Raw genomic sequence first — 10,055 nt, 5'->3', positions numbered from 1 at the left:
TGCTTGGTTTGGCGGTCAAAGCAGCCGATAAACACAGGCAATATCAAGCTAACTCAATCAAGCACCGCAATGTACTTTCAAACCAGTTTATTGGCTTAAGAGCTTACAAAAATAGGAGTTTGAAATTGTTGAAATCGCATTGACAATTAGTGTAGTGGCATAGTTATTCTGGCCTGTGCTTTGTATGTTTTCAAGCAAACTGTGGCATGTATTAGATCTAATTATGCTTATAACAATAGATTGAAACTCGTTTTGGGGCATAAATGAGTTGCAAGCTCTAAACGATTTCTGGCCATCAATATGTTGCTGTCCTATTTGGGTTTAAACTTAAAACACTAACCCTGTAGTAATACTACTGATTGATTCAATAAACATCTAACCATTAGCTTTTACGCCATTTAAGCCAGTCTTGTTCAAGTTTACGCATATCGCCTGGGTAGGCTTTCTGTGCAGGTATTGGCGTTTTTTTAATACAACGTTGCTCACTAAATTGAGTAAATAATGTATTTAAAGTTTGTCTGCCTTTAGAACTAGACATTAAAAATTGAATAAACTGTCGTGAGTTCTGATAAAGCAAACTGCGGCTACTTCCATTCCAATCAGCATCGTTAGCATTAAAGAGTTTTACTAAGCTTAAATACTTACCACTACGATAGTTTTTACTTGCAGCTTTAACTTGGCGAGATGTGGCTAATTGAAACTGGCTTTTGTTGTTTAGTTGCTTTAAATACAGAGGGGACTCAAAGTACTCTGCTAGTCCTTCATTAAACCACCGCGGCGTCGAACCAAATTGGCCTGCATTCATGACATGAACTGATTCATGTACAGCAGTCCTGAAAGCTTGCTGGTCATTGTGATGTAATACCGCGGCGACATTATGCTTGCTTGAATAGAACCCCTGGCTCGCACTGACTGAGTTCGAGTATTTACGTTGTAAGTCGCTATAAGCTCCTGCACTTCCTGCAAGGATTAAGTCGATTTTAATCGGCAGTAATTCACGCTTTGGTAAAAGCTGACGATACTCTGCATCAATGTGCTTTAAGGTGGTAGTGAGTTTATTGCGAAGAAATGGCGGAGGATTGGTCGCAATAGAATTAATCTCGATATCAAAACTATATTGCGGCTCTGAATACTGGCTAAGTATGCTGTTCTTATTAGCTGCAGCGACATCGGAAAAATGAGTAATACCTTTATCGTCTACCCAGGTATAAATACCGTTATCCTGCTTTTTTACCTCTAGCCCTTGAGTTACGGTTAATGAACCGCAAGCACGGCGCTGCTCTGAAGACATTTCAAATTCGTGATGTTCAGTTGAGCGAGTTTTAATGATTTCAGGAGGCGTTGATATATCGCTTTTTGACGTTAAGAGCTCAGGAGTGTCCTCTGCTACCGTAAAGAAATCACTCAGAAGAGGAATACTAATCCATTGACCTTTGTAATGACTAACGATGAAGCCTAATGCAGCAATTAACGTAACTATTATTACATATCGACTGAAACGGCTTTCCATAGCCTAAAACCCTCTTAAAATTCATTACCTTATGACATCGATTTTAGTATATCTGGTAATGGTGGTTGCTTCAAACTGTTCAATACGTATCGGGTTACAAGGGTTATTTCAGAAAGGCTTAGTAAGGCTGGTCTCTAAACTAATGGAATCTAGTTTAACGTTGAAGGTTTTGATGAGGCTATAAGGCATTTATATTGCGGTAAAGTATCACTCTCTTCTCAAGAAAAATTGAATTTACCAATCTTAACTGCCCGTTTAAATCTAAAGTAATTCAAAAAATGAAAAAAATGGTTGTTTATTGTATTGCTATCAAATTTTTACAATAGCACTTTAAACTATTTATTCGGTTGGGATACCTATATTGATTAGCTTAGCTGTTTAATAATGGGTTGAGTACGAGAAAACAGCAAAAATATGGGCATAATATGTCAAAAAAATATTGAACCTTCTTTTCATCATTTCCAACGACTTAGCAAGATTGACATATTTTGTTACGTTTTCGTTATTTTCAGCAATTACTGTATTTTATTTTAAAAATATATAGGTAAAACTGCGATTTTGAGAGTTTGATTTGTTAAATACCGCTATTTAAATGTTTGTTTGGTCATGAAAAACAAGTTGCAAGCCAGAACATTAACATTCGTTAACTCACTGTGAAAAGGTGTTTTTTATGGCATAAGCCACTGGTTGCGACTCTTTTTAAAATGCTTCACCATTTGCTTGTTAAATTTAAAATCCAAATTTGTAACATTGAAAAATTTAATATTTTTATGAGGTAGCAAACTCTTACCTGAAAAATCGGTAACTGATAACAATCTCATAAAATCGACTAAACTACAAGATGTTAGTTTTATGTAGTGGCAATTAACTTTAGGATTCGTTAATGAGTAACAAAAGAAGTGCAAATATACACAGAGGAAGACACGTCATTCGATTTTATTCGAAGAAGTCAGGTTGTGCACTTCAGATTGAATCATTTCTTGAGTGGATTTTAGCCCTACGTCTCGAAGTTAACCCTGACGTGAAGTCTTTTGCCGCTCAGCCAGAAAGCATGCATCTTGAAATACTCGGTAAGAAATGCCGATTTACGCCGGATTTCTTGGTGAAATTTATAAATGGACGTGAATCATACATTGAAATCCATCATGCCAAATTTACGAATGATGAATACAAAAAGAAAGTTGCCTCCTTTAATGAATATACATTGGGCACTACCGGCTTAGGTATTGAACTTATTGTCTCTGAAGATGTTGATGAAATCGAACTGCATAACCTCAAGTTATTAGCTGCTAACTACCTTTTAGAACCCTCATTTCAACATGAGCAATATTCGTTGCCTGATACCATTTCATTTTCAGAACTTATTGCTGAACTAAAAGTATTGACGAAATATCCAGTATCGGAAGCGTACACCCTACTCACCTCTGGCGTTTATGAGTTCAATGAAGCAGAGCTCATTAGTGCAAATTCAATTTTGCAGCGAGTAGGCGCTTAATCATGTACGGCTACACAATTGGCACAGAGTTCAATACCCAATCTGGTGGTATTCAACAAATTTTAGCGATGACGCCAAACAGTGTCATCCTCAGTGGAGAGAACTCGGCTGAAACAGAGGTACATCTAGACCGTAAGGTATTTGAGAAAAATATATCTAAAAAGCTGATTGAAATGCGGTTGCCAATTGCTGCGCCTATCGAGCTGACTGAGTACCAAAAAGAATTTGCCAGTGACAAGATTAAATACATGCACGCTATGCAGGAGATTGTAGAGCAAGGTAACAAGCCTACTACCCGTAGCACTTATTTGAAGGTGATTGAATTAGTGGAAATACTTCACCCTGAATCGATGTGCAGCAAGCACCCTGGCTGGAAAACGCTGTGTAGGTATTGGAAACGTTTTGTTAGTTCAGATTATGAGCTTGAAGCGCTTGCTTGCAAGAAAAGGGATTGTCGAACGCGTTTAAGTGTTGCAACAGAGGCGTTTTTATCTTCCTTTATTAATGTCGCTTTTTCTAACTCTAATTCAAATATCGTTAAGAATTATTATCGTAGTTATATAAGAAAAGCGAAGAAAGCCGCCATTGAAAATGATGAAATCAAAGTGGTATCTCAGCGCACATTTAGACGCCGACTTGGTCAGCTTAACGAAGTTTCCCTAAAACTTAATAATCCTAACCTGACACAAAAAGAGCGCAACAGGCTCTTGTTGTCTTTGCAAAAGAAAATAAAAACACATTTTGCTTTACAGCGAGTAGAGCTAGACCGTGTTTGTTTTAATTTGTGCTTAATTAATGACGATACTCATGTGGTGACGCCAAGCGTCTCACTGTACCTTGCTATTGATGTTTACACTCGAGCCATCATATCTGTCGTTCTCGATTTTGGCTCCGAGAATAAAATAGGTGTATTGAATTCACTGCGTAACATATTTACGTCAACTGATAACTTACCGTTCTCAGGACGACCGGAATCTATCGTGTTAGACAACGGGCCTGGGTACAACAATGCGTTAATTAAAAAGCTGGCAGAGTCATTAAGCGTTAACGTGGTTTACTGTCCCTCTAACCATCCTGAAAAGAAACCTTTCATTGAAAGTTTTAATAACAATTTACGCAATAACTGCTTGAAAGGTACAGAGATTGAAACGGCTGCAGGTGAGTTTACCATCGGCTTAAACTCACTAGTTGCTAAACGTACTGACAGAGGTGCGCCACAGAGTAAACAGCCTAAAGACGTTGCAGATTTAACAGTGAACGACTTTAAACGCTTATTAAATACATATTTAGTTGATTACCATAACACTCCTCACCCATCGACAGGTAAAACACCAAGTGAATTATGGAAAGCGTCACTGATTAACACCCCTCGTGACTACTACAGCTACGATGACGTAAAAAAAGCTTTTCACGTAGAGCTCTTTCAAGATACGAGCAAATTACAGCCTGATGGTACTGTCCGTTGCCGAAAGCAAGTTTTTGAAAGTGCTGAATTACGAGAGTTGTATGGAAATCTGAAAGAATTTGGTCGTAATGAGACTCCTCAAGTGAAAGTGTATTTTGACCACTTTGATGCTCGTCAAGTTACGGTAACCGCAATTCCTTATGGCAGTCACAAACAAATTGAAGTCGTTGCTAGGCACATAGAAGTACATGAAAACCCTGAGCCTATTTCTTTTAACGAACTTAATAATGTGTCAACCATCACTGAGTCTATTGATATAGAGGGGATTATTCCGCCAAACACAGGCAACATCTTAAAAATTAAGAAGTTCTACCCCAAAAGTAAACGCCCTCCACCTAGACGAGGCCCTGCAATACCGAGTTATGAAGACAACAACGAGGAAGGTTTGGTGACGCAGGCAAGAATACAAAAGTCACACGGTATTACCTCGAAGCAACATGTCGATGTTCTATCAAATCCGCCTCCGCAAGAGGTGGCAAAAGGTGATGGACTCAATGAAAACGTCCGTAATGTGCATGAGACATTCGAAGAAGACGATGTCATTCACTCAAGCTTTGATGAATTTGAAAATAAACATGGCAAGGATAAGTGGTAATGCGTGATTTAACCGTCGATATAGCGGAAGACGACATATTTAAGAGCTATAAAGTCAATGAGACAATTAAGCGGATTAAGATGGTCCATGGCATGTATTTCGATAAGCAGTGTACTAAAAAAGGACTGCTTATTTATGGCGCTTCAGGCGAAGGCAAAACACATTTGCTCAAAGCTTATAAGAAATTATTTAAACCTGTTGAAGACATTGAAAAAAAGACAATACCTGTTTTCTATTATGCAGTACGTCAAGGCAAATCAAACGTTAACGATTTTATGAAAACGTTAATTTCTGCGTTGGGAGGTCCGCCTATTAGAAATAGGCCGCATTCCTCGGAGCTAGAAACTCAATTCATTACCTTACTAAAGGAGCAAGAGGTAGAACTCATCATTTTAGATGAGATACAAAACCTTTCTACATCCTATGACGGCATTTTGTTTCAATCCATCATCAAATATCTTTGCTGGTTGCTCGATGAAGATGCAATTCAATGCTCCATTGTTTTTGCTGGTAGTCAGCTTGCATCAAGGCTAATGTCATTTGGTGAACACAACATGAAACTTAATGATAATGAGCAATTATCACGGCGCATGTTACGGCCAATACCATTGAGGCGTCATGCACCAAAGCAAAGTCAGTGGACTGATTGTGTAGATTGGTATCTTAAGCAAATCAAGGGGCCTGAATTAGACTCATCCAACGTATTGCATCAACAGTTTTATGACCGAGTATATGTGGCCTATCAAGAGAAAAGCATGAGTACGTTAAATGATTTATTCATTCAGGAAAATTGTATGAGAAGCCCTGATTTGAAATCGCTATATCAAGCATTAAGTATCAATTTTAATCTGTATTGCAAAAGTACCGATAATCCTTTTGTGAATCTGTCTGAAATACAGTGGATTACCAATTCTATTTTAGAAGCAAAGAAAAGAAACACGTTAGAAAAATCCAATCATCTTACATATTCGAAAAAACAAACCTATGCAGTTTAGTATTAAACCCGCTCAAATCGAAAATGAAGCCCCAATTGGTTACCTACTTCGTTTGATTACTCGCAACGGATTAACCAGGACATCTGCTTTAGTGAGTGATGCTCAATTGAACCGTGTTATAAAGTGCATCGATTCTAAGGTACCTGAAATTGATTTGTTGCTACCAAAGCGCACTCATTTATCCAGCATGCAGAGTCCACTGTTTAATTATTCATTGCAACTGACTACTAAGGTTTGCCCAGACTGCATTAGAGAAAAGCCGTATTACCGTAATGAATGGCAGAATCCTTTTCAGTCATATTGTGCAATACATGGTAATGACTTGATAAGTGTCTGCCCTCATTGCAGCTCATTATTAAAATTTGAACCTGCGCTGTTACAAGCAAGATGTACCATCGCTTTTTGCCATAAAGCGTTAACTGCAGAACGTAATGAATACCTTCATCTTACCCATGAGCAAGTAAGTGATGTCTTACTGGCTGCACATCATTATGAAAAAACAGGCCCAATTAAATCTACTAAGTATCCTTACCTACCAAACTTCCAACACGAATTAAAATTGGGCTACGCTCTGCTAACTGATTTAGATTGTGCTAAAAAGTGGGCTTGCCAAACTTTTCATTCAATCTCAGCGGATTATCCTAAGAACATTGCGAATGTTGAAATAACAAGGCTTTTAAGTCACTTAAAAACCAGTTGGCCTGCGGTTGAAACCTTAAAAAATGAAACAAAGCAGTGTCACATAAGATGTTTATCAAATGTGTCAGAAGTTTGGTTATCAGCTAGCGAAGCATGTAAATTATTAGGTGTCACTATTGAAAGCTTAGCTAAGTTAGTGTCTGTGAGGCTTGTGCGTACGCAGACTAATGCAAGTTTGTCGATTAAATCCATTGTTGATGTATCGCCATTATTTGTGCTGCTCTCCTCAAATCAAATGTCATCTGCAATGGAACCGCTGTCTTCTTATCAGCCCCTGTTATGGATAAATGATGTTGAAATAGAAGATGTCGTTATTGCAGTTCATCAGAGTAAGCTTGTCTGTGGTTATCAACCAGATAAGTCGTTACTGGAATCTATTTATTGTGAAAAAGAATCACTGCAAAGCTTTGCAAAAGAACATTTCAATAGCATCAATGAACGCATGGTGAATATAGATAAAGCGATAAGGATAACCGGCGCATCTAGAGAAGAAATTTTAGCGTTTAGAAAACGAGGTATGGCGCGTATTCCAAAGTGGGCTGGGTATAATGGTGATAAGCAGGTGGATTTCAATGATGTCCTCAATATTAGAAAGTTAAAAAACCAACTTGCTTTGGAGTTTTAAATTTAACCTACTGCAGTTAGAACAACTATTACAACTATATTGTACGCTTGTTGAATGATACTTATTGAAGTTAGAAGTGATGAAATCACGTTTAGATTTAAGTTATCAATCCTGCGCTTACACGAGTTATTCTCACTAAATTTCAGGCTCTTTAATACATGCTTATACATTATGAACAAAGCTATAGAGCGTATTTCGATTTGCCTGATAATAGTCAGAGTATTGTTTTTATGAAACGTGCTAAATCTGGCATGTTCAAAAATACTCTTAAAGAAGATACAGAGGAAACAAGTATATGAGTAAGAAAGTTATTTATATAGACATGGATGATACTCTGTGTGATTACGCAAACGCTCATCTGCATGCATTAAAGCTCTACCCTCAAATACTATTCCCTCAAAGTCAGCCAGGTTTCTTTCACAACTTACTACCAATAAAAGGTGGTATTGAAGCTATGGAGCAGTTATTAACATCTGAGCATTATGATCCATTTATTCTCACTGCCCCTTCGGTTATGAATCCACTTTGTTATACAGAAAAACGTACCTGGGTAGAAACTCACTTAGGTATGGATTATGTACATCGCTTAATTATCTCTCCACGGAAAGATTTACTTAAAGGGGATTTTCTTATCGATGATTACAATGAAGGAAAAGGACAGGAGTCATTTTCAGGTAAAGTCATACACTTTGGTAGCGAGGCTTTTTTAGACTGGCAATGCGTAAGAGATTTTCTTAGGATTTAAAAGCAAATCATACTCAGATTATGTAAACATTATTGAGTTAAACTCATACCAAAGTAATGAATCAGTCTAAAATTCTTTGTTGAACGAAGCCGCTCTGCGGCAGAAAAGATAAAGCTCACCTTTATTCTCCCATCCTAAATACTTACTAGACCCTGCCTACTCTGGCAGTTATCTAGGAGTATTACGATGAACACTCACGAGCAACAACGCTTTGATTTTCTTTATGAACAACATCTTACCAACTTAACACTGCAAGGCAAGCGGCCTGCGACCATCGATGCCTACAGCCGCGCCGTTAGGCGTATTAGTGCGTATTTCGATGCTTGCCCTGATAACCTTTCAACGGATGATTTGAAGCGCTACTTTGTCAGTTTAATTGATTCACACTCGTGGAGCACCGTGAAACTCGACCGTAATGGGCTACAGTTTTTCTATCGACATGTGCTTAATCAACACTGGGAGTGGCTTAATATTGTTAAGCCACCACAAGTCCAAAGACTGCCTGATATTCTTACCCCTGCTGAAGTTTCTATCGTCATTAGCCTTACCCATAAGCTGCGATATCAAGTGTGTTTTCTCGCCTTATACAGTATGGGGTTGCGCCTCGGTGAGGCTATTTCACTGCAGGTTGGTGATATCGATTCACAGATGATGCAGGTGCATATTCGTAACGCTAAAGGCGGTAAAGACAGGTTAGTTCCGCTGCCCAAACGGACCTTATTAGCGCTGCGATATTACTGGCAAACTCATCGCCATCCTCGACTGATTTTTCCAGGAAAAGATGGCAAACCTGATTCATTGATAGATAAAGGCGGCATTCAGAAAGCCTTAAAACGAGTCATTGCAGAGTGCAATATTCATAAGTCCATCAGCCCACATAATCTGCGCCACAACTACGCCACTCATCTGTTAGAGCAAGGGTTAGATTTGCGCTCAGTGCAAACTTTGCTCGGTCACAACAGCCTTAATACAACCGCCCGTTATACCCGCCTCACCACTATCACTCGAAAAAACACTGCTCTGTCCGTTAACCAACTGACTGATAATTTGGTGCTCAAATGGGAGTGCGATTTATGAAGTTCATTGAACTTTTACGCGACCACCTCGATGCCTTTAATCAGGCTTATGATGGTCAAATAACATCATCCATGCGCCAAGCTATTTTCGCCATGCTTAATTGTCGCAGCAATACTGAGCGAACCAGCCAGTGGGCATGCCGCAGCTGCACTCATACTGCTGATTTCCCGCTGTCATGTGGTCATCGCAGTTGCCCTCAATGCCAGCACAACACCACGACAGAGTGGCTCAACAAACAGCAAGCTAAACTCCTGCCCGTGGAGTATTACATGGTGACGTTTACCTTGCCTTATGAGTTGCGAGTAACGGCTAAACATCAATCCGAGTTGATGTATCAAGCCATGTTCTCGGTGGCCGCCAGCGTGCTAAAAGACTTTGCTAAAAACTCAAAGCAACTCGGTGGTGATATTGGATTTACGGGCGTGCTGCATACCCATAACCGAAGGCGTGACTACCATCCTCATATCCACTTCATCATTCCGGCAGGCAGCTTTAATAAGCACAAAAAACAGTGGAAAAAGAACAAGGGTAAATACCTGTTCAACGCCTTTAACCTTGCCACCGTGTGGCGAGCAAGACTGCTGGCGCAACTGGCAAAACTGAGTCTCAAACTCCCTAGCTCAATACCCCAAAAGTGGGTGGTAGACTGCCAACATGTGGGTAAAGGACTGCCAGCGTTAAAGTACCTGTCGCGATACCTTTATCGCGGCGTGTTACCCGATAAAAATATCGTCAGTAATATCGACGGACAAATTAGTTTTGAGTATCAAAGTAGCCAAACCAACACCACTGAAATACGTACATTACCTACTGTCGAATTTCTATGGTTGGTACTGCAACATGTGCTGC

The 10,055-nt window shown here is 39.2% G+C and carries 8 protein-coding genes and 1 pseudogene; 8 read left to right on the top strand and 1 reads right to left on the bottom strand.

All coding sequences use genetic code 11. The features are described from left to right. Positions 1-143 (top strand): annotated as a pseudogene (locus Q4600_RS20920) (IS4 family transposase); the annotation flags it as partial. Positions 144-382: 239 nt separating this feature from the next. Here the strand turns inward: Q4600_RS20920 and Q4600_RS20915 are convergent. Next, on the bottom strand, positions 383-1,510 hold the full coding sequence (locus Q4600_RS20915) for a hypothetical protein (protein WP_303518175.1): 1,128 nt from the start codon (positions 1,508-1,510) through the stop codon (positions 383-385). Positions 1,511-2,393: 883 nt separating this feature from the next. Between Q4600_RS20915 and Q4600_RS20910 the strand changes: the two genes are divergently transcribed. The 7 genes from Q4600_RS20910 to Q4600_RS20880 all read left to right on the top strand — a co-directional run. Next, on the top strand, positions 2,394-3,005 hold the full coding sequence (locus tag Q4600_RS20910) for a TnsA endonuclease N-terminal domain-containing protein (protein ID WP_303518177.1): 612 nt from the start codon (positions 2,394-2,396) through the stop codon (positions 3,003-3,005). 2 nt (positions 3,006-3,007) lie between these two features. Beyond that, positions 3,008-5,065, top strand: coding sequence for a hypothetical protein (locus Q4600_RS20905; RefSeq protein WP_303518179.1), 2,058 nt, complete (start codon positions 3,008-3,010; stop codon positions 5,063-5,065). Then, positions 5,065-6,060 carry a TniB family NTP-binding protein gene (locus Q4600_RS20900; RefSeq protein WP_303518181.1) on the top strand — a complete coding sequence of 332 codons (996 nt, stop codon included), beginning with the start codon at positions 5,065-5,067 and terminating at the stop codon, positions 6,058-6,060. The genes Q4600_RS20905 and Q4600_RS20900 overlap by 1 nt, the downstream gene beginning before the upstream one ends. Beyond that, complete coding sequence (locus Q4600_RS20895; RefSeq protein WP_303518184.1) at positions 6,050-7,384, top strand: hypothetical protein; 1,335 nt, start codon at positions 6,050-6,052, stop codon at positions 7,382-7,384. Before Q4600_RS20900 ends, Q4600_RS20895 begins: the two co-directional genes overlap by 11 nt. A gap of 295 nt (positions 7,385-7,679) precedes the next feature. Further along, complete coding sequence (locus Q4600_RS20890) at positions 7,680-8,129, top strand: hypothetical protein (RefSeq protein WP_303518186.1); 450 nt, start codon at positions 7,680-7,682, stop codon at positions 8,127-8,129. A gap of 186 nt (positions 8,130-8,315) precedes the next feature. Further along, positions 8,316-9,206 carry a site-specific integrase gene (locus tag Q4600_RS20885; RefSeq protein WP_303518188.1) on the top strand — a complete coding sequence of 297 codons (891 nt, stop codon included), beginning with the start codon at positions 8,316-8,318 and terminating at the stop codon, positions 9,204-9,206. Continuing rightward, positions 9,203-10,055: transposase (locus tag Q4600_RS20880; protein ID WP_303524434.1), on the top strand; the 853-nt coding region annotated here is incomplete at its 3' end. The genes Q4600_RS20885 and Q4600_RS20880, both read left to right, overlap by 4 nt.

The organism is Shewanella sp. 2_MG-2023, assembly GCF_030548905.1.
GTDB lineage: Bacteria > Pseudomonadota > Gammaproteobacteria > Enterobacterales > Shewanellaceae > Shewanella > Shewanella electrodiphila.
This window is presented reverse-complemented; position numbering and strand designations above follow the sequence as displayed.

Bases quoted from the DNA above. Each gene is read 5' to 3' on its own strand.
- Q4600_RS20915 (WP_303518175.1), bottom strand. From the start codon at position 1,510: ATGGAAAGCCGTTTCAGTCGATATGTAATAATAGTTACGTTAATTGCT.
- Q4600_RS20910 (WP_303518177.1), top strand. From the start codon at position 2,394: ATGAGTAACAAAAGAAGTGCAAATATACACAGAGGAAGACACGTCATT.
- Q4600_RS20905 (WP_303518179.1), top strand. From the start codon at position 3,008: ATGTACGGCTACACAATTGGCACAGAGTTCAATACCCAATCTGGTGGT.
- Q4600_RS20900 (WP_303518181.1), top strand. From the start codon at position 5,065: ATGCGTGATTTAACCGTCGATATAGCGGAAGACGACATATTTAAGAGC.
- Q4600_RS20895 (WP_303518184.1), top strand. From the start codon at position 6,050: ATGCAGTTTAGTATTAAACCCGCTCAAATCGAAAATGAAGCCCCAATT.
- Q4600_RS20890 (WP_303518186.1), top strand. From the start codon at position 7,680: ATGAGTAAGAAAGTTATTTATATAGACATGGATGATACTCTGTGTGAT.
- Q4600_RS20885 (WP_303518188.1), top strand. From the start codon at position 8,316: ATGAACACTCACGAGCAACAACGCTTTGATTTTCTTTATGAACAACAT.